General features: G+C 58.5%; 26 protein-coding genes and 1 pseudogene. 13 read left to right on the plus strand and 14 right to left on the minus strand.

Annotated elements, in window-relative coordinates; genetic code table 11:
• The first annotated feature begins 62 nt into the window (after positions 1-62).
• Positions 63-4,547: an EAL domain-containing protein gene (locus tag D3871_RS03005; RefSeq protein ID WP_119767554.1), complete on the plus strand. Its 4,485-nt coding sequence runs from the start codon at positions 63-65 to the stop codon at positions 4,545-4,547.
• Positions 4,548-4,583: 36 nt separating this feature from the next.
• Here D3871_RS03005 and D3871_RS03010 read toward each other — a convergent pair whose 3' ends face one another.
• Positions 4,584-5,075, minus strand: a complete 492-nt coding sequence (locus tag D3871_RS03010) for an Lrp/AsnC family transcriptional regulator (RefSeq protein ID WP_119767555.1) — start codon at positions 5,073-5,075, stop codon at positions 4,584-4,586.
• A 150-nt stretch (positions 5,076-5,225) separates the two neighbouring features.
• On the opposite strand from D3871_RS03010, the gene phhA reads away from it, so the two are divergent.
• Entirely contained in the window at positions 5,226-6,110 is an 885-nt protein-coding gene (phhA, locus tag D3871_RS03015) for a phenylalanine 4-monooxygenase (protein ID WP_119767556.1), read from the plus strand.
• Between the two features lie 8 nt (positions 6,111-6,118).
• On the opposite strand, the gene D3871_RS03020 is transcribed toward phhA, so the two are convergent.
• A complete protein-coding gene (locus D3871_RS03020) occupies positions 6,119-6,418 on the minus strand; it encodes an EF-hand domain-containing protein (protein ID WP_119767557.1) in 300 nt (99 codons plus the stop codon).
• A 209-nt stretch (positions 6,419-6,627) separates the two neighbouring features.
• Positions 6,628-6,957, minus strand: a complete 330-nt coding sequence (locus D3871_RS03025) for a hypothetical protein (RefSeq protein ID WP_119767558.1) — start codon at positions 6,955-6,957, stop codon at positions 6,628-6,630.
• A gap of 309 nt (positions 6,958-7,266) precedes the next feature.
• On the opposite strand from D3871_RS03025, the gene D3871_RS03030 reads away from it, so the two are divergent.
• Positions 7,267-8,115 carry a DUF72 domain-containing protein gene (locus D3871_RS03030; protein WP_119767559.1) on the plus strand — a complete coding sequence of 283 codons (849 nt, stop codon included), beginning with the start codon at positions 7,267-7,269 and terminating at the stop codon, positions 8,113-8,115.
• A gap of 6 nt (positions 8,116-8,121) precedes the next feature.
• Here the strand turns inward: D3871_RS03030 and D3871_RS30690 are convergent.
• The 4 genes and pseudogenes from D3871_RS30690 to D3871_RS03050 all read right to left on the minus strand — a co-directional run.
• Positions 8,122-8,166, minus strand: a pseudogene (locus D3871_RS30690) (hypothetical protein); the annotation flags it as partial.
• Between the two features lie 73 nt (positions 8,167-8,239).
• Entirely contained in the window at positions 8,240-8,947 is a 708-nt protein-coding gene (gene queC / locus D3871_RS03040; RefSeq protein ID WP_119767560.1) for a 7-cyano-7-deazaguanine synthase QueC, read from the minus strand.
• A 98-nt stretch (positions 8,948-9,045) separates the two neighbouring features.
• Positions 9,046-9,795: a DUF3108 domain-containing protein gene (locus D3871_RS03045; protein ID WP_119767561.1), complete on the minus strand. Its 750-nt coding sequence runs from the start codon at positions 9,793-9,795 to the stop codon at positions 9,046-9,048.
• Positions 9,796-10,947, minus strand: a complete 1,152-nt coding sequence (locus D3871_RS03050; protein WP_119767562.1) for a DUF3108 domain-containing protein — start codon at positions 10,945-10,947, stop codon at positions 9,796-9,798.
• A 202-nt stretch (positions 10,948-11,149) separates the two neighbouring features.
• Between D3871_RS03050 and D3871_RS30470 the strand changes: the two genes are divergently transcribed.
• Entirely contained in the window at positions 11,150-11,875 is a 726-nt protein-coding gene (locus tag D3871_RS30470) for a PhaM family polyhydroxyalkanoate granule multifunctional regulatory protein (protein ID WP_199724719.1), read from the plus strand.
• 26 nt (positions 11,876-11,901) lie between these two features.
• Here the strand turns inward: D3871_RS30470 and D3871_RS03060 are convergent, their stop codons facing one another.
• The 4 genes from D3871_RS03060 to D3871_RS03075 all read right to left on the minus strand — a co-directional run bounded on the left by D3871_RS03060 (position 11,902) and on the right by D3871_RS03075 (position 16,051).
• Positions 11,902-13,137: an MFS transporter gene (locus D3871_RS03060; RefSeq protein ID WP_233575494.1), complete on the minus strand. Its 1,236-nt coding sequence runs from the start codon at positions 13,135-13,137 to the stop codon at positions 11,902-11,904.
• A gap of 50 nt (positions 13,138-13,187) precedes the next feature.
• The gene (locus tag D3871_RS30695; RefSeq protein ID WP_233575495.1) at positions 13,188-13,499 is read right to left on the minus strand and encodes a type 2 periplasmic-binding domain-containing protein; all 312 of its coding nucleotides are present in this window, start codon (positions 13,497-13,499) and stop codon (positions 13,188-13,190) included.
• Between the two features lie 43 nt (positions 13,500-13,542).
• On the minus strand, positions 13,543-14,664 hold the full coding sequence (locus D3871_RS03070) for a hypothetical protein (RefSeq protein ID WP_119767563.1): 1,122 nt from the start codon (positions 14,662-14,664) through the stop codon (positions 13,543-13,545).
• Between the two features lie 202 nt (positions 14,665-14,866).
• Positions 14,867-16,051 (minus strand): MFS transporter, encoded by a 1,185-nt coding sequence (locus D3871_RS03075; RefSeq protein ID WP_119767564.1) that lies wholly within the window; start codon positions 16,049-16,051, stop codon positions 14,867-14,869.
• Between the two features lie 139 nt (positions 16,052-16,190).
• Between D3871_RS03075 and D3871_RS03080 the strand changes: the two genes are divergently transcribed.
• The 4 genes from D3871_RS03080 (at position 16,191) to D3871_RS03095 (ending at position 19,081) form a co-directional block, all read left to right on the plus strand.
• Complete coding sequence (locus D3871_RS03080; protein WP_119767565.1) at positions 16,191-17,048, plus strand: ferritin family protein; 858 nt, start codon at positions 16,191-16,193, stop codon at positions 17,046-17,048.
• A 69-nt stretch (positions 17,049-17,117) separates the two neighbouring features.
• Entirely contained in the window at positions 17,118-17,594 is a 477-nt protein-coding gene (gene rfaE2, locus D3871_RS03085; protein WP_119767566.1) for a D-glycero-beta-D-manno-heptose 1-phosphate adenylyltransferase, read from the plus strand.
• Between the two features lie 11 nt (positions 17,595-17,605).
• Positions 17,606-18,616: an asparaginase gene (locus D3871_RS03090; RefSeq protein WP_119767567.1), complete on the plus strand. Its 1,011-nt coding sequence runs from the start codon at positions 17,606-17,608 to the stop codon at positions 18,614-18,616.
• A 12-nt stretch (positions 18,617-18,628) separates the two neighbouring features.
• Positions 18,629-19,081: a DUF411 domain-containing protein gene (locus D3871_RS03095; protein WP_119767568.1), complete on the plus strand. Its 453-nt coding sequence runs from the start codon at positions 18,629-18,631 to the stop codon at positions 19,079-19,081.
• A 65-nt stretch (positions 19,082-19,146) separates the two neighbouring features.
• On the opposite strand, the gene D3871_RS03100 is transcribed toward D3871_RS03095, so the two are convergent.
• Genes D3871_RS03100 through D3871_RS03110 form a run of 3 tightly spaced genes read right to left on the minus strand, consistent with a single transcriptional unit; the run spans position 19,147 to position 20,802 of the window.
• A complete protein-coding gene (locus D3871_RS03100; protein ID WP_119767569.1) occupies positions 19,147-19,629 on the minus strand; it encodes a copper chaperone PCu(A)C in 483 nt (160 codons plus the stop codon).
• 26 nt (positions 19,630-19,655) lie between these two features.
• Complete coding sequence (trmL, locus tag D3871_RS03105) at positions 19,656-20,126, minus strand: tRNA (uridine(34)/cytosine(34)/5-carboxymethylaminomethyluridine(34)-2'-O)-methyltransferase TrmL (RefSeq protein WP_119767570.1); 471 nt, start codon at positions 20,124-20,126, stop codon at positions 19,656-19,658.
• 16 nt (positions 20,127-20,142) lie between these two features.
• Positions 20,143-20,802 carry a ComF family protein gene (locus D3871_RS03110; RefSeq protein WP_233575496.1) on the minus strand — a complete coding sequence of 220 codons (660 nt, stop codon included), beginning with the start codon at positions 20,800-20,802 and terminating at the stop codon, positions 20,143-20,145.
• Positions 20,803-20,962: 160 nt separating this feature from the next.
• On the opposite strand from D3871_RS03110, the gene D3871_RS03115 reads away from it, so the two are divergent.
• The 5 genes from D3871_RS03115 (at position 20,963) to D3871_RS30700 (ending at position 25,556) form a co-directional block, all read left to right on the plus strand.
• Positions 20,963-21,907 (plus strand): methyltransferase domain-containing protein, encoded by a 945-nt coding sequence (locus D3871_RS03115; RefSeq protein WP_233575497.1) that lies wholly within the window; start codon positions 20,963-20,965, stop codon positions 21,905-21,907.
• A 245-nt stretch (positions 21,908-22,152) separates the two neighbouring features.
• Complete coding sequence (locus D3871_RS03120; RefSeq protein WP_119767572.1) at positions 22,153-22,614, plus strand: DUF2244 domain-containing protein; 462 nt, start codon at positions 22,153-22,155, stop codon at positions 22,612-22,614.
• Positions 22,615-22,629: 15 nt separating this feature from the next.
• Positions 22,630-23,787: a cytochrome c oxidase subunit II gene (gene coxB / locus D3871_RS03125; protein WP_119767573.1), complete on the plus strand. Its 1,158-nt coding sequence runs from the start codon at positions 22,630-22,632 to the stop codon at positions 23,785-23,787.
• Positions 23,788-23,805: 18 nt separating this feature from the next.
• Complete coding sequence (gene ctaD / locus D3871_RS03130; RefSeq protein ID WP_119767574.1) at positions 23,806-25,401, plus strand: cytochrome c oxidase subunit I; 1,596 nt, start codon at positions 23,806-23,808, stop codon at positions 25,399-25,401.
• A gap of 47 nt (positions 25,402-25,448) precedes the next feature.
• Positions 25,449-25,556 (plus strand): cytochrome oxidase small assembly protein, encoded by a 108-nt coding sequence (locus tag D3871_RS30700; protein WP_233575499.1) that lies wholly within the window; start codon positions 25,449-25,451, stop codon positions 25,554-25,556.

Below are 25,556 nucleotides of genomic sequence, written 5' to 3' on the forward strand. Positions count from 1 at the left end.
TGCCCGACATCGCCCTGCATACGCGTGCCTTTACAACGCGACAACCGAAATCCTGAACCTCCATGCTGCGCCACTACTTCAGCCGTACCGGCTTCCGCCGCCAACTGACGATCACGGTAAGTGCCGCCATTCTAGGACTTGCCCTGTTTTCATCGCTGATGAATTCCTGGGAAGCCAGCCGCCGCATGGAAGGCTATCTGGTCGAGCAAGGGCAGCGCATTGCGGAAAACCTGGCACGTCAGAGTATTCTGGCATTGCTGTATCGCTCACCCGACAATGTACGTGACGGCGTCGCCGCCACGCTCGCCTTTCCCGATGTGTTGCAGGTGGAGATTACCGATCCCGCTGGCGCTCCGCTGCTGTCGCAAGCCAAGCCGGGAGTGGAAGCATTAGGCAAGCAGACGCAGCAAGCCCGGCAGAGCGGTGCCAGCGCCGCGCTTGCAGTGCTCGACAGCGAAAGCAGCAGCCAATGGCATTTCAGTGCGCCGGTCTATGGCGGCCAGTCCGTTTCATCGCCGTTCGACATGCATGACGCCAAGCCGCAACTGCTCGGCTATGTGCATGTGGTGATCGGCAAGGGCACATTGAACCGGCTCGTGACTTCGCTCCTGATCGGCAACCTTGCCATCACCCTGTCGTTTGCGGCAGTCTTGCTGGGCATTATGCGCTTGCTGGCGCGGCATATGATCCGGCCGCTCAATGCCTTGTCCATGCTGATGGGTCGCGCCGAGGCCGGCGAATCCGGCATGCGCGCGACGCCGGGCGGCCCGCGCGACATCGTCGAGATGGCGCATGCGTTCAACAAGATGATGGATGTGCTGGAAGAACGCGAAGCCGAACTCAAGCAGTCGCGCGACGATGCGGTGCGCACCGCGCTGACCAAGACCCAGTTTGCCGCCACCGTCAGCCATGAAGTACGCACGCCGCTCAACGGTGTGGTCGGCATGCTCGACATGCTCAAGGAAATGCGCCTGACCAAGCGTCAGCAGGAATGCGTCGATATCGCATGGAATTCCTCCCGTGCACTGATCGAGCTGATCAACGACATCCTCGATTTTTCGAAGATGGAAGCCGGCAAGCTCGAACTGGAAGAAATCGAATTCGATTTGCGCAAGCTGATCGAAGAAGTGATCGAGCTGTTGGCCAAGCAGGCTCAGCAGAAGGGATTGGAACTTGGTTACCTGATGGCGCCCGGCGTGCCGGAGCGCATCCGTGGCGATTCACTGCGCCTGCGCCAGGTCTTGCTCAACCTGATCAGCAACGCGGTCAAGTTCACCGAACACGGCGAAGTCGCGGTGCATGTCGCGGTCATGCCGGCCGAAGGCGACAACCTGATCCTGCATTGCAATGTCGTCGATACCGGCATCGGCATGAGCCCGGACGCCGTCAAGCATATTTTCGAATCCTTCGCGCAAGCCGACCGTTCCACCACGCGCAAATATGGCGGCACAGGCCTTGGCCTGGCGATCTGCAAGCAACTGGTCGTGCTGATGCGTGGCGAGATCGGCGTATCGAGCGAACTGGGCAAGGGCAGTACCTTCTGGTTTGAAACCCGATGCAAGGCAGGCATCAACCAGCCGGCCGTGGCCGACGATACCGCATTGCGCGGCGTGCGCGTGCTGGTGATCGAAGAAAGCCTGATCGTACGCAGTTTCGTCTGTCAAAGCCTCGAGCAGGCAGGCATGCGTTGTCACGCCGTATCGAACGGAGCGGAAGCCTTGTCCGAACTGGCACGGGGCGAACAGGCGCATTCGCCTTACCAGCTAGCCATCATGGATATCGACACCACCGACGACCGTGGGACCGATCTGGTGCGCCGCCTGCGCATAGAAATCGGGGCCGTGGTGCCACGTTTGCTGGTGCTGGACCGCTATGCGTCGCCGATGGGCAGCAGCTCGCTCGGCGCCGATCTTTACCTGGGCAAGCCCTTGCGGCTGGAGCGTCTGTTGGATACGGTGCGCCGCCTGCTGCCGGGCGCGCCTATGCCAGCGCCCGCATTTGCGGCGAGCGCGCCGGTGGCCGCAAGCGGCAACAGCAAGGATTACCGGGTGCTGGTTGCAGAAGACAACCGCACCAACCAGATGGTGGCCGGCGGCATGCTGGCGATGAACGGTTGCGAATGCCAATTCGCCGCCAATGGCCGGGAGGCGGTCGAAGCAGCTCGCCGCGGCCGCTTCGACCTGATCCTGATGGATTGCAGCATGCCCGAGATGGACGGCTACGAAGCGACCGCGCATATCCGCAATTTCGAGGAAACGCTAGGCCTGCGCACGCCGATTATCGCCATGACCGCCAATACCCAGCCCGGGGATGCGGACAAATGCCTCGCCGCCGGCATGGACGATTACCTGGCCAAGCCAATCACCTTGGTCGAACTGCGGCAAAAACTGGAACGCTGGCTGGCACGCCTGGAGCCGAGTGGACGCGCGATGCTGCCCGAGGTCGACCCCTACGAAGCCGATGGCAGTCCGCTCGACCATGAAGTGTTCGACAAACTGCGTGAAATCCTCGGGCCCGCGCTGCAACAGACGGTCAATCCCTTCCTCGAAGACACGCCAGACTATCTGACGCGTCTTGAGCAAGCGGTGCAGGAAGGCAATGCCGACGTGGCCCGCGCAATGGCACATTCGATCAAGGGCAGCAGCGGCAACCTCGGCGCGCCGACGCTGGCGCAGCTTGCCAAGGAAGCCGAAGAGCTTGCGATCGAGCATAGGGTTGAAGAAATCCGTCCTTTGATCGGGCGCCTGCGGCAGGCGTTTGATGCGGTATCGGCGGTGCTCGGCACGGAAGTCCTGATCGAAGACCGGCTGAGCGTGCGCGAAGGCGAGGAAATCGCCCAGGTACTGGTGGTTGACGACGACCGCAGCACCCGCAGCTCGCTGCGCCACACGCTGCAGCGCGACGGTTTCCGCGTCGAGGAAGCCGCCGACGGCGCGCAGGCGCTGCAAATGCTCAAGCGCATGCAACCCGACGTGATCCTGATGGATGCGGTGATGCCGGTCATGGATGGGTTTACCGCTTGCGCGCGCGTGCAGGAATTGCCCAACGGGCGCGCGATTCCGGTGCTGATGATTACCGCGCTGGAAGACAACCAGTCGGTCGAGCGCGCGTTTGCCGCCGGCGCCAGCGACTACATTCCCAAGCCTATCCACTTTGCCGTGCTGTCGCAGCGGGTGCGCCGCATCATCGAAGCCAACCAGGCCGAAAAGCGGATTCGCCATCTCGCCTATAACGATTTGCTGACCGGTTTGCCGAACCGCGCGCTGTTCATGGATCAACTTGGGCGCCGGATTGAACAGGCGCGCGTTGCCGGTGAATCGGTGGCGGTGCTGTTCCTCGACCTGGATCGCTTCAAGAATGTCAATGATTCGCTCGGCCATGATGTCGGCGACCGCTTGCTGGTGGCAGTCGCGCAGCGTCTGCGCCGCAGCGTGCGCAATGCCGATTGCGTCGCTCGTCTCGGCGGCGATGAATTCACGGTGGTGCTGGCGGAAATCGTCGGCCCGAATGCGGCGGTGTCGGCTGCGCAAAATATCTGCCGTGCACTGTCCACGCCGTTCCAGATCGACGGGAACGATATCTTTGTCACGACCAGCGTCGGCATTTCGATGTACCCGCATGATGCGACCGATGTCGGCACGCTGCTCAAGCATGCGGATACCGCGATGTACCGTGCCAAGAAAACCGGCAGCGGTTTCCAGTTCTTCGAAGCGTCGATGGAACACTCGATTTCCGAGCATGTGCGCATGGAAAACGACTTGCGCCGTGCGCTGGATCGCAACGAGCTGGAAGTGTATTACCAGCCGCAGGCACGGGTCGACAGCGGCAAGATCATCGGCGCGGAAGCGCTGGTGCGCTGGCGCCATCCGACGCGCGGCATGGTGTCGCCGGCAGAATTCATCCCGCTGGCCGAAGAAACCGGGCTGATCAGCGCACTCGGCGAATGGGTATTGCGTACCGCATGCGCGCAGCTGCAGGCATGGATTGCCTCCGGCCTGCCGCCGATCCGGATGGCGGTCAACCTGTCGGTCAAGCAATTGCTGAAGAAGGATTTCGCGAGCTCGGTCGAGCAGGCGCTGGCGGATACCGGTGTTTCCGCCAGTCTGCTGGAACTCGAAATCACCGAGAGCACCTTGATGGAAAACGCGCAGGATACGCTGGAGGCATTGCATCGCCTGCGCAGCTTGGGCGTGCGGCTGTCGATCGACGATTTCGGCACCGGTTATTCGTCGCTATCCTATCTCAAGCGCTTCCCGGTCGATATCATCAAGATCGACCGCTCGTTCGTGCGCGATGTACCGCATGATGCGGACGATGCATCCATCGTCACCGGCATCATCGCGCTGGCCCACAGCCTGCGCCTGGAAGTGGTGGCCGAAGGCGTGGAAACCGCGTCCCAGCTGGCCTTCCTCAAGGATCAATCCTGCGATCTGATGCAAGGCTATTACCTGAGCAAGCCGGTCCCGGCCGAGCAGTTCGGACGCGAGCTGCTTGCGGTCAGCCAGCCGCAATGGCAAGGGATGACGCGCAGCCTGCCGGGCTTGTGAGACGCACTCTCCGCAGATCGCTGCGGAATGACTGCTTCACACCAGCGGCAAGGCCGTCGTGTCCTTGATCCTCTGCAGCGCGAAGCTGGACTTCACATCCATTACCGCCGGATGCCGCAGCAAGGTTTCCATCATGAAATGCGAGAAATGCTCCATGTCTTCCACATGGACGCGCAAGAGATAATCCATTTCTCCGGTCATCGCATAGCAGGCGACAACCTCCGGCCAGTTTGCAACCGATGCGGAAAAATCCGCGCGCGGCGAACGCCCGCCGGCCGGATGCACATCGTTATGCTTTTCCAGCCGCACATTGACATAGGCTAGCAAGCCCAGTCCGATCTTGTCCGGATCCAGCAGGGCGACGTATTGGCGTATTACCCCACGGTCTTCCAGGCTTTTGATACGGCGCAGGCAAGGCGACGGCGACAGGCTGACCCGCTCCGCGACTTCCTGATTGGTCAGCCTGCCATCGGATTGCAAGATTGCAAGGATTTTGCGGTCCGTTTTATCCAGTTCTATCTTGGGCATATTTGGCCAATATATGAAATTAATAAGCAATATTATTGCTCACTAATACCAAAGTAGCGCAACTATCGCAATTATCTGCTTTGGCAACTTGTCTATACTGTGCGAAAGGAATTTGCGCATGGCGCGCGTCACAGTGTTGGAGACACGATCATGAATACCTCAGTAGACCAGGCGGACTTTTTCAAGACGCTGGAAGAAAAATCCGATGGCGGCACATTGCGCGGTGACTATAGCCGCTGCGATGCCAACTATGTGGTCCAGCAGGATTGGTCGGCATATACCCCAGAACAGCATGCGCTCTGGCGCCGACTCTATCAGCGCCAAGCGAAACTGGTTCCGGGCCGCGCCTGCGATGTGTTTATCGATAGCCTGGCGAAAATGGATGCCAGCGAGGAGATTCCGCGTTTCGACCGCACCACCGAGGCGCTGCACAAGGCAACCGGTTGGGAACTGGTTGCCGTGCCTGGCCTGGTGCCGGACCTGACTTTCTTCGAGCATCTGGCCAACCGCCGTTTCCCGGTGACGGTCTGGCTGCGCGATCCGCATGAATTCGATTACATTGTCGAGCCCGATGTATTTCACGATTTCTTTGGTCATGTGCCGCTGCTGTTCAACCCGATCTTTGCCGACCACATGCAACAATACGGACAGGGTGGATTGAAAGCGCTCAAGGTCGATGGCCTGACCTATCTGGCGCGGCTGTACTGGTACACGGTGGAATTCGGATTGATGGAAAGCCCGCAAGGGTTGCGTGCCTATGGCGCCGGCATCCTGTCATCCGGCGGTGAAGTGGAATACTGCCTGACCGCCCCTGCGCCGCGGCGCATTCCGTTTGAGGTCGAGCGTGTGATGCGCACCTTGTACAAGATCGATTCGTACCAGGAAACGTATTTCGTGATCCGCGATTTCCAGCAATTGTTTGAAGCGACCACCCCCGACTTCACGCCTTACTATGAGCGTTTGAAAACCCAGGAAGCGCTGCCGGCAAATACCTTGCTGCCGGGCGAAATCAATCTCGCGCCAAACCCGCACTAACCCGGGGACTAACTCGATAGCCTGCTGCGAAGCAGCAGGCGAATCTCTTCGCGCGTGACCTTGCCGTCTTTGTTCAGGTCCAGCCGGTCGAAGCTGCTGACCACGCGGTCCATGTTGGCGTTTTGCGCTTCGGCCTTGCTGAGTGCGCCATCCTGATCGATGTCCGCAGTCTTGAACTGCTCATCGAATTTCGCTAGATGGCGCTTCGGTTTTGACTCTGAAACGGGGGCCGGGGCGGGCTCCGTAGCGATCGCAAGTCCGGCACCAAACACGGTGCCCGCCACCATGCATGCCAGAATATGTTGCATTGCTTCCTCCACAGACGTGCTGATTACGGTTTTAATGTAAGCAGCGCCTGTGCCTTTCACTAAGGCATTTACGCCTTGTTACAGCTTGGCCGTGCTTTTTGTTTGCAGAACGGCTATTTTTCGACGCAGTACGCAGCAGAACAATGCTTCTTCATTAAGAATGTCACAACCGCCCGGCATGTAATGTCGTCCAACTGTAAGCAATCACCTCAGGCCAATCGATACTGCAAGGCGGACAATTCAATATGCGTAAGAATCACCGCGCTTTTCAATGCGTAGGTCATGCCATCGGAAGGGTGCAGGCGATGCTGGGCTTCATCGCTGATTCGCGTCAGGTCATCAATACTCTGCCGCACCCGGGATTCATCCCGTGCGCGCAGCGCTTGCTGTGCCTGCCGGGAGCGCTGGCGTAGACGGAACACGCAATTCCTCAGTTCCATCGGAACATTCTCATCGTGATGACATGCCTTGGCCGCATGAATGATCGTGCGATCGATAAAGGCGAGTCGATTGAGAATTTCTTGTTGATGCACTTTCATTCAAGACTCTCTTCCTGCGGCGCAGGTGCAGTTGATTTCCAGTGCATGGCTTGGGCGACCATGCCGATATCGCGGCTCCCCGCAACGAATGCTTATGCAAAGTCGATACAGTGGAACTCGCTCTCCGTCACACCCATGGATGTAGTCGATGATGGACTTCGTGCACGGGTCTGGTCTCAGAGTGCGGTGACTCGATTGTGCTCCCGCTTCTGATGCGGATCAATTCGCAGTGCACAATGTCTAAGCGCTATACCAACAATGCAGTCAAGGAATTGGTGCACCGCGGCGCAAATCGGGATCGGACATCGCATGCAAAACAACTCATCTTCTTCCCTATTCATTGGATGCGCAGGCTGGAGTGTTCCCTCCGCCGCCGGCGCACACTTTCCCGCTGACGGCAGTCATTTGCAGCGCTATGCGCAGGTATTGAATGCGGTCGAAATCAACACCTCCTTTTATCGCCCGCACCGTCCTGTGATTTATGTGCGCTGGCGTGACAGCGTGCCCGAAACATTTCGCTTCTCGGCCAAGGTGCCGAAACACATCACCCATGAACTACGTCTGAAAGAATTCAGGGAACCCCTGAAGCGCTTCATCGGAGAAGTGCGGCACCTCGGGAACAAGCTGGATTGCCTGCTGGTCCAACTGCCGCCCCGGCTGTCCTACAATGCCGGGAATGCGCGCAGCTTTTTCGTCGCCCTGCGAGAAATGGTTGAGGTCGATGTGGTGTGCGAGCCGCGCCATGCAAGCTGGTTCACGTCGGCAGCGGCCGACATGCTGCATGAACAGGATGTGTCGTACGTCATCGCGGATCCCCGGGTCACTCCCGTCGCCATCGACAGCATTGCCGGACATATGCCGACGATCTATCTGCGGCTGCATGGCTCGCCCGAAATGTACTATTCAAGTTACTCTGATGCCTCTCTGGAAGCGCTGGCGGCACGGATCAAAACCTATTTGCAAGAGGGCAGCAAGGTATGGTGCGTATTCGACAATACCGCCAACGGCGCAGCCGTGCCCAATGCCTTATTCCTGTTGCAAGCGCTGGCGCGCACTGCCGGAGCGGGCGAGCCGCATGCGGAGGTGGAGGATTCAACTGCTGCCGGGGCTCTTTACAACGGTCACCGTGCAATCGGCCTGGGCTACCACTTGCGTTGATACGCTGCCGAGGTAACGGCGGAGTACCGAACTGCCGCGCGAACCGATCACGATGTGGTCGACATCATTGCCAAGGTAACGATGTCATTGGCGTGCGCAGGCGTTGCGAGATTGGTGTCTCTGCTCAGGCCTTGCCGGCAATGAACTGCCGGTAGCCGCGCGCACGCAATTCGCAGGCGGGGCAGGTGCCGCAGCCATAGCCCCAGTCATGCAAGGCGCCACGCTCCCCAAGATAGCAGGTATGCGTGTCGGCACGGATCAGATCCACCAGCGCCTGTCCGCCCAGTTCGTCGGCAAGTTTCCATGTCGCGGCCTTGTCGATCCACATCAGCGGCGTTTCCAGTTTCAGGCGCGTCGCCATGCCGAGATTGAGCGCGACCTGCATGGCCTTCATCGTATCGTCGCGGCAATCCGGATAGCCGGAAAAATCCGTCTCGCACATGCCGCCGACCAGGACATCGAGGCCGCGGCGATAGGCAACCGTGGCCGCCACCGTCATGAACAACAGATTGCGCCCCGGCACAAAGGTATTCGGCAAACCATTGTCCTGCATGGCGATGGCGACGTCGCTGGTCAGCGCGGTATCGGAAATTTTCGAGATCAGGGACAGATCGATCATATGATCTTCACCCAGTTTACCGGCCCAGTCGGCGGACTGCAGTCGCATCTTTTGCAGCAGCGCAGGTCGCACGCTCAATTCGATCGCATGGCGCTGCCCGTAGTCGAAGCCTATGGTTTCCACCCGCTGGTAGCGGGATAGCGCCCAGGCCAGGCAAGTGGTCGAGTCCTGTCCGCCGCTGAATAAAACAAGTGCACTGATGTTCGTGGTCATGTATCGAAGGAAAGATTGACTGGATAGGTGCGCGTACCTGAAACGCGAATTCCCGGCGCCGTCACCCTGGTAGTGGCGATTGTAGCGGCAGCGCGGCGTTACGATCCCTTTTTCGTCACCTGCTGCAGGTTCTGTTCGATGAAGTCGCCATCGTCTTCGCTGTAGCGTACCCGCACCGGATACCACTCCATCGACGGCGCCAGCCAGACGTCGAGATGTTGATCCTTCGAATCGGGGGTCGGGACCCGTTGCAGGTGCAAGCTGTTGATGTTGCCGAGCGGCGTGCGTATGGTTTCCTGCTTTACGACCTGGAACGACCACTCGTCCGCGTCGCGCTGGCCCGCGACAAACACTTTCCATGCATAGCCTGGCTTGAATCGGGCCGGCGTGGCACGTGCCACCGATACCAGCTGCCAGATCACGCTGTTGCGATCCTGTTCACCGCCCTGAATAGGATAGCGCCGGTCGGAATCGCTGAAACTGATGGTCCGTGCCGCGCGGTCGAACGATGTGGTGGTGGGCTGCCGGCGCAGGCGCTTTTCGACAAAGGCGGTCGGCGCCAATCCGAAGGCATCGATGCCGCCCTCGCTCCTGGCATCGAGAATTTTTCCGATCAGCATGGCGCGTGCTTCGTTGCTTGCGCTGAAGGTGCTGGGGGTAACGCTCCAGCGCATGAGTGCATCACCTTCGACGGCAATGCCTTTCTGCTTTGCCTTGATGGTGTAACTTAATTCGGCCGAAGGCGGCAGGTTCACTTTCTGTTTCACCGGCGGCGCGGCAATGCCGGCAGGCAGCGCGCCGCACAGTGCGACAGCCAGCATCATCGTTAACAAAGGATGTTTCATCATTCAGTTTTCTTGGTTGGCCGGCGCGGCGCCGGCATTCAGGTGCGATAAGGACATGTCGAGATAATCGCCATTCGCCGACGTCTGCCGCAGCCTGACCGGATACCATCCCTGCTGCGGGGCGAGCCAGATGTCGATGGTCTGGTCATAGGCTTTTTGCCGCGGCGCGCGCCGCACATGCCAGGCCTGCATCGCGCCGTATGCTGTCTCGATATTTTCTTCGCCGATCACCACGATGCGCCAGGTTTCCGCATCGCGCGCGCCGGCCACGACCATGTCAAAGATGGCGCCGGGCGCGAATCGACCGGGTTCGCCGCGGCCGATGCCGGACAATTGCCACATGATGCTGGCCCTGTCCTGTTCGTCGCCCTGGTAGGGATAATTTGCCTCCGACGCGGAAAAGGTGATCTTGCGGTTGTCATGCTGAAAATGCGTATGGGTCAATGATTTGTTTCTCGGCTTTTCGCTGTAGAGCACCGGCGCGACACCTTGTTCATTGATTACGCCTTCGCTCTTGAAGTTCAATACCGTCAGGTTGATCAGCAGCAGGGAGGCGCTGGCTTCGCCGGTGATGCGATAACGGCCGCCCGCGTTTTCCCAGACAAAGCTTCCCGCGCCATACCATTTCTGGTTGCCGCGCATTGCCGTCACGTCATAGTGCAATTCGGCCGACGGCGGTAGCGCGACGGTATAAGGCGCCGGTGCGGGCGGACTCGCTTCCGCTGCCGGGGGCGCGGTTTCGATGACAGGTTCGGGTGCGGGCATGGCCGGAATTGCCGCGACCGGCGCTTCGGTACTGGTGCCGGGCGTTTCCATGCCTGCCGGCGGCAAGCTTGCAAGCGTCTCGGCGGATGATTCGACAGGCGGCGGGGGGCGCGGCTTGGGCGCAGGTTTCGGCTTGGCGGCACGCGGCTTGGGCTTAGCCTCTGCGGCACGTTGCGGCGGCGGGGGCGCAGCAGGAGCCGGCGGTTCCTGGCTCAGGGTCACGCTCACCACTTGGGGCGGCGGCTCTTCCCGCATCGATGGCAAGCCGAAGCTCCCTTGTGCCCACTGGTAGGCAAGCAGATGGAGCAGAGCGGAAAGAAGCAGCAGCACGACGCCCCGCCGTGCCCGGGGTTTCTGCGCCTGCCTGCCGGGCAAGGAAAACTGGATCATCCCGCTAGTGTAACAATCTCTTCTTCCAGCTCGAAGGTATGCGTCAGGTTTCATGCGGGCAATGGCGCTTGTCTGAGCGGTAGCATGGCCGACAGGTTCTGCGTTTGATCCGCCGCACATGACAGGGCCGGCATCGCGGTGCATACTTGGGGCTTGCGCGGTAATCCCGCATGTTCACGTTTTCTATGCCTGGAGGTGTTCGATGATTAAACCAGAAATGCCAAACTTTTCCGGAATGGGCGCGATGACCGACACCCTGGACTTCGTGAAAAACCTGTGGGGAAGCATGGGCATTCCTGGCATGAATGTGCCCGGGGCCAATGCGCCCGGCATGTCGATTCCAGGAATGAATATACCGGGCATTCCCGGCATGGTGATGCCGACCCTGTCGGTGGAAGAAATCAATAAAAAGATCGCGGATCTCAAGGCGGTCGAAACCTGGCTGACGCTCAACATGAACATGTTGCGCGGTACCATCCAGGCACTGGAAGTGCAGGCCGCCACCATTTCCACCCTCCAGACCATGGGCGAAACATTCGCCGCGACCATGCAGGCCGGCGCAGCCGCCGCCAAACCGTCCGCAAAAGCGTCGAACGGGAATGGCAGCAGTGCCAGCAGCACATCGAGTGCGACAAGCGAGGCAAGCGCCGGCGACAAACGCAAGGGCGTTCCCGAGCCAACCAGCAAGGATGAAAGCGATGCGGCCAACCTGACCGCGCCGCTCGTCAATGCCGCCGCATGGTGGAACATGCTGCAGGATCAATTCAAGCAAGCCGTCAATACCGCGATGACAGAAACGCCGAAATCCGACGAGCAAGCCGGCGGCAAACCGAAGGCAGCCGCGAAAAGCGCCGGCAAGGACAAGGACAAGGGCGAGCCGGCAGCCAAGGCGTCCCCGTCTGCCCGCAAGAGCAAACCGGAGAAATAATTACAGCAATACCCGCGGCAGCCAGTTCAATCCGCCGGTATTGCCGGCGCTACCTTCAGGTGCCGGGCCATCCAGATCGCAATGAATGTACAGGCCATCGCGAGATAGCCGACCAGATTGTACCGTTCGATCTGTCCGGCGGCATTGTGGGTGATGATCAGGCCCGCGATCAACGATGCCATTCCGGAAGCCAGCATCTGTACCGACGAGGCTATGCTCATGAAGGTGCCGCGCACCTGAGGCGCGGCCGCCGCGGTAATCATCGCCATACCCGGAACCATACGCCCGGGCACCAGAATGAAAAACACCGTGGAATTGAGCAGTACGGCCCACCAGGGCACGGGCACCAGATGCGTGGTCACCAGGAGCGGCACCAGCGAAGCCAGCGCCAGCACGCGATAGGTGCGCAGCTTGCCATGGCGGTCCGCCATCTTTCCGATCAGGCGCGAAGTGAAAAAGGTCGCGGTTCCACCGCACAGATAGATCACGGTAATGAAAGATTCCGACATGCCCACATTGGCCGTGTAATAAAGCGCCACATAGGGGATCACCGTGAAGCCACCCAGCATCAATAGCGACATGAAGACATAGGCTTTCAAATGGTTGGGTTCCCTCGCGACCGCGTAGATTTGCTGGAACACATTGCCGCTGCGGATGCGTTGCAAATGATCGGTCAGTGACGGCAGATACCGGTAACCGACCGCCAGGAAGCCGCACGACAGCAGTACGATGAAAAAGAAGGGCGCGCGCCAGCCGAGCGTGCCCATATGTGATGCGAGGAACAGCCCGAGCGGGACACCGGCTACCGTCGACAGCGCGAACGCGGCCATGATCGTACCCATTGCCTGCCCGCGTCGTTCAAAGGGCACGACATCGGCCACCATCGTCTGCACCAGCGCGCCCAATATGCCGCCGAACGCTCCTGCCAGTGCGCGTGCGACGAGCAGCAGCGTGAAATTCGGTGCAAGGCCGCAGCATAGTGTCGCGACGATGAACAATGCATACAGCGTCAGCATCAGCTTGCGGCGATCGTAGCGATCGATATAGGTCGCCGCCAGCAGGCCCGACGCCGCAGCGGTAAAGGTGTACGAAGACAACAGCAAGCCGAATTGATGGGTGTCGATCTGGAATACCCGGATCAGTTGCGGACCCAGCGGCATCATGATCATGAAATCGAGGATGTGCGTGAACTGGATGCCGGCCAGGGTCAGCAGAAATACGCGTTCGCGGCGCCGGGAAGTATGGTCGGGTGCAAGATTCAACAGTGAAGTCCGGAAAATCGGGTCGATAAGACCCGTAGCTTAGCAGCCTGTCAGAGACATTCGATGCTGCTCAGGTTGAGATGGCAGCTCTCACGCGCGGAACTGACGAAATCGGTGAGATAGGGCTGGGAGGACAATTCCGGCAGACAGGCGGCATACAGGCGTCCTGTGAGTCCCTCTTGTCTGATGCGCTTGGCAAACACATAGTCCCGGTTCAACTGCAGTTCGATGTGGCTCCTGCCGCAGCGGCCGCACGGGCGAATTCGCCGCGCATGCCGCGCATTGCGGAAATGGAAAGGCTGTTGCGCAAGGCCTCGGCCTTGCTGTGCTCTTTTCCTTGTCTCGACACAATTTCGCCGCATGTATTGTCCAGCGAATTGGCGGAACAGGACTCTAGCGAATCGTTTAGCGAATCGTTCCAATCGCCATCGGCTGCCCGGGCAATGCGAGTGGACGTTTCATCGTCGCATTTACGATGGGCTCGAAGGTCGGTGCGCCGATCGCACCGCAATTGCGCCTTGCGAATTGGGACTGCCCTAGCGGTATCAGATAGCCAATCCGCACCGCCGTGTCGGCGCCGTTATCGTGGAGGGCGCGCGATAGCTGGATATTCCACTTGTCGCGCGCCACCGTCAGATCCAGCCGGTCGACATCGGCACTGCTGCTGTAGCCGCCATGCACCTGTACGCAGTCATCCAGGAATTGCGAAAAGCGAATGCGGTTCGAAGACTGCATTTCGTTGCGTAGCGCAGTCATGTCCGCGTAGTAGGTCGAATGACTGAGTTCACGCCGCAATTCGATGCGTGAATCGTCGGTCGGACGCAGATTCAGGTTCAGCAGATAGCCATCCGTACGTCCCGACGCGGTCATTTGCGGGTTGAACGCACCAGGATCGAGCGTATCCGGATCGGTCAGCGCGCTGACGGTCGAGGAGGTTGCCGAGTTCGCTTCGACCGTATAAGCCGAAATGCCGAGGTCGGACAGGTATTCGTAATTGGTCCAGTATTTGCGCGCGCCAATCAGGTAACTGTTCTGTTGCAATGAATCGGTGCCGTCAATCTGCCCTGCCGTGCTGCGCAATTGCGCACCCGCCAGCCGGAAACGCACGTTTTTCTTGGGCGAGAAAATGCCGTTGACGACAACTTCGGACTGCGTATTCTGACGCGTGATGGTGCCGCCGGCGCCGAAAGTGGAAGACAGCGTGCGGCCATAATCGAACGTCAGTGCGGGATCGACCATGTATTGCTCCAGCTTGGCATTCCATTTTTCCGAACGGCTCGTATAACCGAACACGGCGCGCTCCTGGCCGAGGCCGAAGTAACCGGGTGCCGGGCGATCGCCGCTTTGCAGATCCGGCAATGCGTTGGTCACTTGCGACGATGTCGCAAATACATCGGGCGCATCGGTGACATCATGCAGATCCGCCGCCCCGACGCCGGAGGCGCAGCCGCATAGTGCGGCAAGCAGTAGTCCAGGCAGGCGCATTGCAAGCGATCGGACAGGAATCATCAACGGAAAAGCAGGCATTGTTGTTCTGAAAACGATGACAATCTCGGAAAGACATTATTGCCGTCTTGAGCGTAATGGACAATGTGATGCAATCATAGTTGCATATCAAAAATCCATCACGCGCCTCGTTCTGCCCTAACGGTTCATCGATCGTAACCGTAACGACATGTCGGTGTCGCTCGTCTCGATCTTGAATTCATCGAAGAAGTGGGAAGATTAGTCAGCGGCGTCGCAGCAGTAACAGTATCAAGGCCATTCCGGCAAATGCCGCGCCCGCATGGAAAGTGGCGGCCGCGCCGAAACGGTCCCATACCATGCCAGCGATGACGCTGGCGGCAAGCATCGCCACACCGCTTGCCAGGTTGAACAGACCAAAGCCTGTTCCGCGCAACTCGGCCGGCGCCGTGTCGGCAACCATGGCGGCCAGCAGCCCCTGCGTCGCTGCCATATGCATGCCCCAGAACACCAGGCCTGCGGCAATCCAGCCAAGGCTGCCCCCCTGCGCCAGCAGCAGGTCGGCAATGATCAAGGGAACGATACCCGTTGCCAGCAAGGCGCGATGATTGAGCCGGTCGGCCAGTTTCCCCAGCGGATAGGCAAACACTGCATAGATAATGTTCATCATCACCAGCACCAGGGGCACCAGTGCCAGCGCGAGACCTTCCTGTTGGGCGCGCAAGACAAGGAAGGCTTCGGAAAAGCGAGCCAGCGTCAGCACGGTCCCGGCAACGACCACCCACCAGTAAGCCGCCGGCAGGCGCGCAAGCGCAGTCCGCGAAATCGGAAATGCCGCCGGTTTGGCAAGCTTCTTCTCGGGTTCATGCACGCCGATCAGCAGCAGGATCACCGACAGTACGCCGGGGATGACGGCGACCCAGAACACCGCCCGGAAATCGTTTGCCCACAACAGCATCAGCCCCATTGCCACCAGCGGGCCGACGAAGGCGCCGACGGTGTCGAGCGATTGCCGCAAGCCGAAGGCCGCGCCGCGAATCGCAGGGTCGGTCGCATCCGCGATCAGCGCGTCGCGCGGCGCGCCGCGGATGCCCTTGCCGATGCGATCGATGAAGCGGGCGCCGAATATCCAGCCCGCCCCGGTGGCCAGTGCAAACAAGGGCTTGCTGGCCGCCCCCATTGCATAACCGAGTACCGCCAGCCATTTTCGCTTGCCGACATAGTCGCTGATGACGCCGGAAAACACCTTGACGATCAGTGCGGTCGCCTCGGCCACACCTTCAATAATGCCGACCATTGTGGCACTTGTGCCAAGTACGACTGTCATAAAGACCGGTAGCAGGCTATGGATCATTTCCGAGGAAATATCCATCAGCAGGCTGACGAAACCGAGCACCCAGACGGTGCGCGGAATTTTTGGAGACGTTGCCGGCGTTATTGTTTTGACCATAAACAATGAAATTTTTCATCTGGACGTGGCCACTTTACCGAACAAAGCCTGTCAAAGCACCCGCGCACGCCCTGGGAATTCCGGATTTCGCGCTTTTCTTTGGTAGAATCAAGCACTTAACTAATCATGAAGGTGTGTGATGCTGTATCCAGAACTATTCAAATCGCTCGAACAGGTGCGCTGGAACATGGAAAAGGATATTCCATGGGAACAGTTCGACGCCGCCAAGTTAACCGATGAACAGGCGCAAACCATTCGCATGAATGCGATTACCGAATGGTCCGCCCTGCCAGCGACAGAAATGTTTTTGCGCGACAACCGCGGCGACAGCGATTTTTCCGCTTTTATGTCGGTCTGGTTTTTCGAAGAGCAAAAACATTCGCTGGTGCTGATGGAATACTTGCGCCGCTTCCGCCCGGATCTGCTACCCACGGAAGAAGAATTGCACAATGTGCGTTTTGAATTTGATCCGGCACCGCCGCTTGAAACCCTGATGCTGCATTTCTGCGGCGAAATTCGTCTTAACCACTGGTATCGTTGCGCGTCCGACTGGCATACCGAACCGGTGATCAAGGCGATCTACAAGATCATCAGCCAGGATGAGGCGCGCCACGGCGGCGCCTATCTGCGCTACATGAAAAAAGCGCTGAACGAAGTCGGCGATACCGCGCGTGCCGCGTTCGCGAAGATCGGTGTATTGATGGCATCCGCACGCCGTACCGAAAAGCCGCTGCATCCGACCAATCTGCACGTCAACCAGGCGCTGTTCCCGAACGACACCGTGCAAAGCCGCTTGCCGGACCCGACCTGGCTTGAGCGCTGGCTGGATGGGCAGATTAAGTTCGACAGCGAATGGGAAAAGAAAGTCATCGATCGCATTCTGCACAATATGTCGCTGTTGTTCGATCGTACCTTCGAGTCGGTGCAAGACCTGAACCGCTATCGCAAGGAAGTGACTGCGCGGCTGCAGGGCGGCAACCTGAAGCCCGCGAACTGATCGCCCGGCTTCCTGAACTTCACGCACTACTAGCCGCAGGCAATCGCTTGCGGCTTTTTCATTTTTACCATGCCAGATTTCGAGAAAAAATTTTCCACCCGTGCCGAATTGGCGGCACGTATTGCCAGCCTGCCCAAACCGGTCGTGCTGACCAATGGCGTGTTCGACATTTTGCATCGCGGTCATGTCACCTATCTGGCACAGGCGCGCGAGCAGGGCGCTTCGCTGGTGGTGGCCATCAACACCGATGCATCGGTCAAGCGGCTGGGCAAGGGGGATGACCGCCCCGTCAATACCTGCGAAGACCGGATGGCGATCCTTGCAGCGCTTGAATCGGTCAGCCTGGTCGTGCCGTTCGATGAAGACACCGCGCTGGAAGTAGTGCAGCAAGCGATGCCCGATATCTATGTGAAGGGCGGCGACTATGATATGACGGCCATTCCCGAGGGCCGGGCGGTTGCCGCGTATGGCGGCAAGGCGATCGCCATCGAATTCCAGCATGATCGCTCGACGACCAAGCTGCTATCGAAAGTCCGCAATACCTGAAGGATATCTGCATGATGCTTGCACCCTTAGTCGAAGTCATTCGCGGTGGCCAGCTGGAATCGGTGCATTACGGCGCCGTCGCGGTCGTCGATACCCGCGGCAAGCTGCTATACCACGCAGGCGATCCGGATTTCCTGACCTTTACCCGCTCAACGATCAAGCCCTTCCAGGCACTGCCGTTCCTGCGGGCGGGCGGACACGAGAAATTCGGTTTCGACAGCCGTGAAATTGCACTGCTGTGCGCGAGTCATTCGGGCGAGCCCATGCATACGCACACCGTGCAAGGCATGCTGGCCAAGGCCGGCTGCGACGAACATCATCTGCGCTGCGGCTGCCATGTGCCGATGCATTACAGCGTGCAGGACAAGGCGCCGCCGGCCGGAGCAACCTTCACCCAACTGCACAACAACTGCAGCGGCAAGCATGCCGGTTTCCTCGCCTACTGTGTGCAGCATGGCGAACCCCTGGACAATTATGTCGATCCCGGCCATCCGCTGCAGCAGGCAGTCCGCGACAGTGTCGCGCAGATCGCCGGTATTCCGGCCGCCGCGATGGCAATGGGCATTGACGGTTGTTCCGCGCCCAACTATGCGCTGCCGCTTTCCCGCCTGGCCTTTAGTTATGCGCGCCTGGCCCAGGGCGATGCGGAACCGCAGTACGGCAGCCTGACTGGCGAGCTGTTCCGCGCGATGACGACGCATCCGGAACTGGTATCGGGTAGCGGGCGCAGCGATCTGGCATTCATGCAAACGGCGCCTGGCGACTGGGTGGCAAAGATCGGTGCCGAAGCGGTGCAAGTCATCGGCATCCGTTCCGCCGGACTCGGCATCGCAGTCAAGATCGCCGATGGCAGTACACGCGCACTGTTTCCCGCCACGATTTCGGTATTGCGCCAGATAGGCATATTACCCTCGGCCGATGCGACGCCTCTGGCATCGTGGGCACAACCGCAACTCAATAATTTCCGCGGTTTACCTACGGGCGAGGTCCGTGCCGCCTTTACACTCACGAAAGACAATTAGCAAGGAGCCATCATGCAACGCAGGACATTATTACAAGGCGCGCTGGCCGCGCTGCTGATGCCGGCCGCAGCGCATGCCGCGCCGACGGTGATCAAGGTGTACAAAACGCCGAGCTGCGGTTGTTGCCACGAATGGGTGGCGCATCTGGAACAAAACGGATTTACGGTAAAGGCCACCGATGTGCCGGATACCTCGCCTTACCGCGCAAAGTATGGGGTTCCCAAGGAGCTGGCGTCTTGCCATACCGGCGTGGTGGCCGGCTATGCGCTGGAAGGCCATGTCCCGGCAGAGCAGGTCAAGCGCCTGCTGGCCGAGCGGCCAAAGGCGAAAGGACTGGCGGTGCCGGGAATGCCGGTCGGATCACCCGGCATGGAAGTGGAAGGCAACCGCAAGGATGCCTTCGATGTCGTGCTGATCAAGGCAAATGGAAAGCATCAGGTATATCGGCATTACGACGCGTCCTGATATGAAACGGCTTCTTTGTTATTGTCACAATGAAGCCGTGCAATGAGGACGCACCATGTAGCGTTTTAGTGGTGCTTGTGCCCACCTGCAGGCGCCTCTTCCTTTTTGGGTGCTTCAACCACGACCGTTACTTCGGTCTTGCCCGACTTTTCAAAATTCAATGTCAGCGGAAACTTGTTCCCCGCCTTCAGCGGCTGTTGCAAGCCGATCAGCATGATGTGGTAGCCATGTCCGGGCTTCATTTCCACCTTTGATGCCGGCGGTAATTCGATACCGTCGACTTCGCGCATCTTCATGACATTGCCTTCCATCGACATGCTGTGAATCTGCACGGACTTGGCGGCCGGCGATGCGACCGACACGAGCTTGTCGGTTGACCGCCCCTTGTTTTCCAACGTCAGATACGCTGCGCCGGAAGGCTGGTTCGCTACGGTAGTACGTGCATATGGATGCCCGATATGCAAATCCTTCAACTTGAACTCGTGTGCGTGCGACAGGCTGGACGTCGTGATGGCGATAGCCATTGCGAAAACGTGGTGCAACTTCATGATGATCCCTTGTATCGAAAATAAAACTACTGGCCGCCTGCAAAGCCATTTTGGCGCCACGCTTCGTATACGACGACCGCTACGGTATTGGACAGATTAAGACTGCGGTTGTCCGGTCGCATCGGTAAGCGAATGCGCTGTGAAGAGGGAAACGATTCCCTCAGGGCAGGGGCAAGGCCGCGCGTTTCCGAACCGAAAACGAAAACATCGCCCGGCTTGAAAGCAAGGCTGACGAATGGCGTGGAACCGTGTGTGGTCATGGCAAACATGCGTTGCGGATCCGGCGATTCGGCGGCAAGGAAGGCGTTCCAGTCACGATGCACTTTCATCGTTGCATAGTCGTGATAATCAAGGCCGGCACGCCGCATCTTTGCATCGTCAAGCGGAAATCCCAGCGGTTCGATCAGATGCAGTTGCGCACCGGTATTGGCGCAAAGGCGAATGACATTGCCGGTATTCGGCGGAATTTCAGGCTCGACCAGGACGACATGAAACAAGTTGCGTTTCCTTTCTTTATTGTTGCGGCGTGCGGGCAAAGACAATGCCGGTCACGCGCGCGGCGCCGAAACGCTTCAGGGTCACTGCAAGCTCATGCATGGTTTGTCCGGTTGTCATGACATCATCCACAATGCCGATGTGTGCACTACGGACCAGATCGATCGTCTTGGCGGAAAGGCAAAATGCATCGTGCACATTCTTTTGCCGTTCTGCCGGATCGAGCCGGGCCTGGGCATGCGTATCGCGCTGGCGAAAGGCGAGTTCCGGTATCAGCCGAATGCCAAGGGAACGCGACAGCGGCCTGGCGACTTCAAGTGCCTGATTGAAGCCGCGTTCCGCCAAACGCTGCTGCCCCAATGGTACCGCGCACAGAAAGTTCGGCAATGTCATATCGCTTCGAGTCAGCAAGGCATCACGCATCATTGCCGCGCAAATCGGAGCCAGTTCCAGACGCGCCGCAAATTTTAATCCTAATACCATTCGGTCCGCCGGCGCCGCATAGTCGACAGCGGCGATTGTCGCATCGAACGCCGGAGGCTGTCGCAGGCAGTCGCCGCATTCATGGTCATTTGCGACATTCAGCGACAAGGGTATTGCGCAGCGTCGGCAACGATGGTGACGCTGCGCGAAGAATTGTGTCTGGCAGCCGTCGCACAATCCAGATGGAGCGTTCATCGAACACAACGCGCAGACGCGCGGCAGAGCAGCTGCCGGCAGACGAGAAAGCGCGGTGTGGGTCCAATGGCGCAGGAGGGAGGGCATGAAGCGCATGAAGCGGGTAATTCATCAAGCGTGTAAACTTCGCCATTATCTCATTGCCTTTGCCGGATTTCTTTTGCCATCCTCCCCATCTTCAAGCGACGTACGGTCCAGCGGACCGATTGATACGCGACGTGTGCGCGAATTGTTTGCTTCGCCAGCGAAGATCGCCGAATCCGGCTTCCTGCGACGCGAAATCGCCGGCCGCATGCATGAGCGGCTTGCGCTTGTAAAAATTGCACCTGAACGCATTCTTGACCTGGGGTGTGGTGAAGGCGCCGACCTTGATTTGTTGCAGGGTCTGTATCCGGCCGCGGAATTGGTAGGTATTGATGCATCGCCTGCGATGCTGCACGCAATGCACAGCCGACAACAGCAAGCCATGTCGTCGATGAACCGGCTGCTTGCAAAATGGCTGCCGGGCAGGCTGGGCGCAAGCAATGGAGTCAACGCCCGCATGGTATGTGGCGATTTTGCGCAACTGCCGCTTGCTCCCGGTTGTACCGACCTGGTCTGGTCCAATCTTGCCCTGCACTGGCATCCTCAGCCGGATCTTGTATTTGCGGAGTGGCGGCGAGTGCTGCGAGTGGATGGACTGCTGATGTTTTCCTGTTTTGGGCCGGATACCTTGCGGGAAATCCGTTCGGCATTCGCCGCAATCGATACCGCCGCTCATGCGCTGCCTTTCGTTGATATGCATGACTTTGGCGACATGCTGGTCAATGCCGGTTTTTCCACGCCGGTCATGGATATGGAAACAATCACCGTAACTTATGAATCGACTGACAAGCTTTTGGCCGAGGTGCGCGCCTTCGGTGGAAATCCGCTGCTGACCCGACGTCGCGGTCTTATCGGACGCGCGGCGTGGCAGAAGGGCTTGGTAGCGCTTGAGCAGTTTCGTGGTGCGGATGGCAGGATTCCGCTGACTTTCGAAGTCGTCTACGGTCATGCATTCCGTCCCGCTGCGCGCAAGACCGCGAGCGGCGAAAGCATCGTCCGGTTCGACCCGCGCAAGAAATAAGACCGGTTCGCATCTCATCCAAACAACAGCAGAAAAGTCCATTGATGACAAGTCGTCAATGAAGTGACGAAAACAGCAAGGTTTTCAGCATCGAATCTGGTGTGAAAAATTGGCTGCAAAGGGCTGTTGGCTCCCGCAGCGCGCCATTTTTCCCCTTGATAAGCAGCCAAGTTCAGCCTTATACTTCCGTGGTTTTGCGTAGTGCTTGTCTCCCTTGATACGTTGCCGCGTTTGGGTAGTTCATCGTGGTTTCGCGCGAGTGGATCCTTAGGCGCAATTGCTCGATAACGCCTCGTCAACTGATGATGGTCTATGCGGCTTTGTGCACGACTTCGTTGCTGATCGCCATCGTGTTTGCCCTGCGCGGTGCCTGGTACATTCTCGGCTTCGCTATGCTGGAAATGTTGGCGATAGGCATCGCCTTTTTCCTGTATGCTCGCCATGCCATTGACCGGGAGCATATTGCGCTGTCAGATGGCTGCCTTCTGATAGAGCTTATACAGGTAGAGCAGGTTCGCCAATTCAGGCTGGATCCGCGCTATACGCGCGTTGAACCGCCGGAATTCGCCGGCGAATTGGTCAGCCTGGAAGCGCGTGGGATCAAGGTGGAAGTCGGGCGCTATTTAACTGAATGGAAACGACGCGAGCTTGCGCGGGAATTGCGGAGTGCGCTGGCGTCTGAAATACACACAGAATTCCAATCTTAGGCTTTTGAGGAAATTATGAAACTTGCGAAGCGCCTTCAATCACTGATGCTCGGTGCGTCGCTCCTGGCGGCCGGTGTGCCGTCATGGGCGGTTGTAGACAGTCAGGGTGGTCCTGCAGTGCGTCAGTTGAACTTCCAGCAACCGGTGACAAAGATCGCCGAGGAAGTGTATTCGTTGCACAACCTGATGCTGATCATCTGTTTGGTGATCTTTGTCGCCGTCTTCGGTGTGATGTTCTACTCCATCATCAAGCACCGCAAGTCGGTCGGTCACAAGCCGGCCACTTTCCATGAAAGCACCGCAGTAGAAATCGCCTGGACCATTGTTCCTTTCCTTATCGTTATCGGCATGGCATTGCCCGCGACCAAGACCGTGGTGGCAATGAAGGATACGTCGAATGCCGATGTCACGATCAAGGCAACCGGCATGCAGTGGAAATGGGGTTACGACTACCTCAAGGGCGAAGGCGAAGGCATTTCCTTCCTGTCCGCCATGTCGACGCCGCGTGAGCAAATCATCGATGTCAGCAAGACCAAGAGCGACAACTACCTGATCGAGGTAGACAATCCCGTCGTCGTCCCGGTTAACAAGAAAATCCGTATCGTCACTACCGCCAACGACGTGATCCACGCCTGGGGTGTTCCTGCATTCAGCGTCAAACAGGATGCTATTCCCGGTTTCGTGCGCGATACCTGGTTCCGAGCCGAAAAGGTGGGTACCTATCGTGGCAATTGCTATGAATTGTGCGGCAAGGAACATGCATTCATGCCTATCGTCGTCAACGTCGTGACCGACGAAGAATACAAGAAGTGGGTTGAAGGCAAGAAGAAGGAAATGGCTGCCTTGGCCGATGATCCGAACAAGACCTGGACTGTTGATGAACTGAAACAGCGTGGCGAAAAAGTCTATACGGCCAACTGCGTCGCCTGCCACCAGGCTAACGGCAAGGGCGTCCCCGGCGCATTTCCCGCGCTCGATGGCGCGGCTGTCGTGACCGGCCCCCGTGCAGAACAGATCAATGTGGTCTTGAATGGACGTAAAGCCATGCCTACGTTCAAGCAATTGTCCGACACGGAAATTGCAGCGGTGATTACATATACCCGCAACAACTGGTCCAACAAGGCCAAGGAAAACATTGTTCAACCGGCTGAAGTCCTGGCTGCGCGCAAGTAATTGAATTAGGAGATTGAGATGAGCACCACCGTAGTTGATCACGCCCACGATCATTCTCACGACCACGCGCACGACCATCCTCACGGTTGGCAGCGTTGGTTGTTTGCAACCAATCACAAGGATATCGGTAGCCTGTACCTGTGGTTTTCTTTCGTCATGCTGCTGTCCGGCGGCGTTCTTGCTCTCGGTATCCGTGCCGAACTGTTCCAGCCCGGACTGCAACTGGTTGAGCCGGAGTTCTTCAACCAGCTGACCACAATGCACGGCCTGGTGATGGTGTTCGGCGCCATCATGCCGGCCTTCGTCGGCTTCGCCAACTGGATGATCCCGCTGCAGATCGGCGCATCCGACATGGCATTCGCCCGGATGAACAATTTCTCGTTCTGGCTGCTGCCACCGGCCGCGATCCTGCTGGCTGCATCTTTCCTGGTGCCAGGCGGCGCGACTGCTGCGGGCTGGACACTCTATGCACCGCTGTCGACCCAGATGGGTATCGGCATGGACATGGGTATCTTCGCGATGCACATCATGGGCGCATCGTCGATCATGGGTTCGATCAACATCATCGTCACCATCCTGAACATGCGCGCTCCCGGCATGACACTGATGAAGATGCCGATGTTCTGCTGGACCTGGCTGATCACTGCCTACCTGCTGATTGCTGTGATGCCGGTGCTGGCTGGTGCCATCACGATGACCCTGACCGACCGTCACTTCGGCACATCGTTCTTTAACGCTGCCGGTGGCGGCGACCCGGTGATGTACCAGCATATTTTCTGGTTCTTCGGCCACCCCGAGGTGTACATCATGATTCTGCCGGCGTTCGGTATCGTGTCGCAGATCATTCCGGCATTCGCACGCAAGCAGCTGTTCGGTTATGCATCGATGGTCTATGCGACCGCTTCGATCGCGATCCTGTCGTTCATCGTCTGGGCGCACCACATGTTTACAACCGGTATGCCGGTGACTGCCCAGCTGTTCTTCATGTATGCAACGATGCTGATTTCGATCCCGACCGGCGTGAAGGTCTTCAACTGGATCGCCACCATGTGGAAGGGCTCGATGACATTTGAAACACCGATGCTGTTCTCGGTGGGCTTCATCTTCGTGTTCACCATGGGCGGCTTTACCGGCCTGATCCTGGCGGTGACACCGATCGATATCCAGATGCAGGATACCTACTACGTGGTGGCACACTTCCACTACGTGCTGGTGGCCGGTTCGCTGTTTGCACTGTTTGCCGGCTTCTACTACTGGGGTCCGAAGTGGACAGGTTTCATGTACAACGAAACCCGCGGCAAGATCCACTTCTGGGGTTCGATCATTACCTTCAACATCACTTTCTTCCCGATGCACTTCCTGGGTCTGGCTGGCATGCCGCGTCGTTATGCGGACTATCCGGCACAGTTCACGGACTTCAACATGATCGCTTCGGTCGGTGCATTCGGTTTCGGTTTGATGCAGGTGTACTTCCTGTTGGCGGTAGTCTTGCCGTCGATCAAGGGCGGCGAACATGCGCCGGCCAAGCCATGGGAAGGTGCGGAAGGTCTCGAATGGACTGTGCCGAGCCCGGCGCCGTTCCATACGTTTGAAACACCACCGACCGTCAAGTAATCTGAATCGATGCAAGGGGGCAGGCGCAAGCCTGTCCCCACCCGACCATGTCCGATCCGAAGAAGCCAAACAATCTGAAAACCGCCTTGATCATCGGGTCAATCGCGTTGATGTTCTTTATTGGTTTCTTCATCAAAAGAATCTGGCTGACCTGA

It is taken from the genome of Noviherbaspirillum saxi (assembly GCF_003591035.1).
Classification (GTDB): Bacteria; Pseudomonadota; Gammaproteobacteria; order Burkholderiales; family Burkholderiaceae_D; genus Noviherbaspirillum; species Noviherbaspirillum saxi.

Coding starts and splice junctions, on each gene's coding strand:
- D3871_RS30470 (WP_199724719.1), top strand. CDS start 11,150: ATGATTAAACCAGAAATGCCAAACTTTTCCGGAATGGGCGCGATGACC.
- D3871_RS03075 (WP_119767564.1), bottom strand. CDS start 16,051: ATGGTCAAAACAATAACGCCGGCAACGTCTCCAAAAATTCCGCGCACC.
- D3871_RS03005 (WP_119767554.1), top strand. CDS start 63: ATGCTGCGCCACTACTTCAGCCGTACCGGCTTCCGCCGCCAACTGACG.
- D3871_RS30700 (WP_233575499.1), top strand. CDS start 25,449: ATGTCCGATCCGAAGAAGCCAAACAATCTGAAAACCGCCTTGATCATC.
- D3871_RS03045 (WP_119767561.1), bottom strand. CDS start 9,795: ATGATGAAACATCCTTTGTTAACGATGATGCTGGCTGTCGCACTGTGC.
- D3871_RS03010 (WP_119767555.1), bottom strand. CDS start 5,075: ATGCCCAAGATAGAACTGGATAAAACGGACCGCAAAATCCTTGCAATC.
- D3871_RS03080 (WP_119767565.1), top strand. CDS start 16,191: ATGCTGTATCCAGAACTATTCAAATCGCTCGAACAGGTGCGCTGGAAC.
- D3871_RS03020 (WP_119767557.1), bottom strand. CDS start 6,418: ATGCAACATATTCTGGCATGCATGGTGGCGGGCACCGTGTTTGGTGCC.
- coxB (WP_119767573.1), top strand. CDS start 22,630: ATGAAACTTGCGAAGCGCCTTCAATCACTGATGCTCGGTGCGTCGCTC.
- D3871_RS03050 (WP_119767562.1), bottom strand. CDS start 10,947: ATGATCCAGTTTTCCTTGCCCGGCAGGCAGGCGCAGAAACCCCGGGCA.
- D3871_RS03095 (WP_119767568.1), top strand. CDS start 18,629: ATGCAACGCAGGACATTATTACAAGGCGCGCTGGCCGCGCTGCTGATG.
- rfaE2 (WP_119767566.1), top strand. CDS start 17,118: ATGCCAGATTTCGAGAAAAAATTTTCCACCCGTGCCGAATTGGCGGCA.
- D3871_RS03070 (WP_119767563.1), bottom strand. CDS start 14,664: ATGCCTGCTTTTCCGTTGATGATTCCTGTCCGATCGCTTGCAATGCGC.
- D3871_RS03100 (WP_119767569.1), bottom strand. CDS start 19,629: ATGAAGTTGCACCACGTTTTCGCAATGGCTATCGCCATCACGACGTCC.
- phhA (WP_119767556.1), top strand. CDS start 5,226: ATGAATACCTCAGTAGACCAGGCGGACTTTTTCAAGACGCTGGAAGAA.
- D3871_RS03090 (WP_119767567.1), top strand. CDS start 17,606: ATGATGCTTGCACCCTTAGTCGAAGTCATTCGCGGTGGCCAGCTGGAA.
- queC (WP_119767560.1), bottom strand. CDS start 8,947: ATGACCACGAACATCAGTGCACTTGTTTTATTCAGCGGCGGACAGGAC.
- ctaD (WP_119767574.1), top strand. CDS start 23,806: ATGAGCACCACCGTAGTTGATCACGCCCACGATCATTCTCACGACCAC.
- D3871_RS03030 (WP_119767559.1), top strand. CDS start 7,267: ATGCAAAACAACTCATCTTCTTCCCTATTCATTGGATGCGCAGGCTGG.
- D3871_RS03110 (WP_233575496.1), bottom strand. CDS start 20,802: ATGAACGCTCCATCTGGATTGTGCGACGGCTGCCAGACACAATTCTTC.
- D3871_RS03025 (WP_119767558.1), bottom strand. CDS start 6,957: ATGAAAGTGCATCAACAAGAAATTCTCAATCGACTCGCCTTTATCGAT.
- D3871_RS30695 (WP_233575495.1), bottom strand. CDS start 13,499: ATGCGGCGAAATTGTGTCGAGACAAGGAAAAGAGCACAGCAAGGCCGA.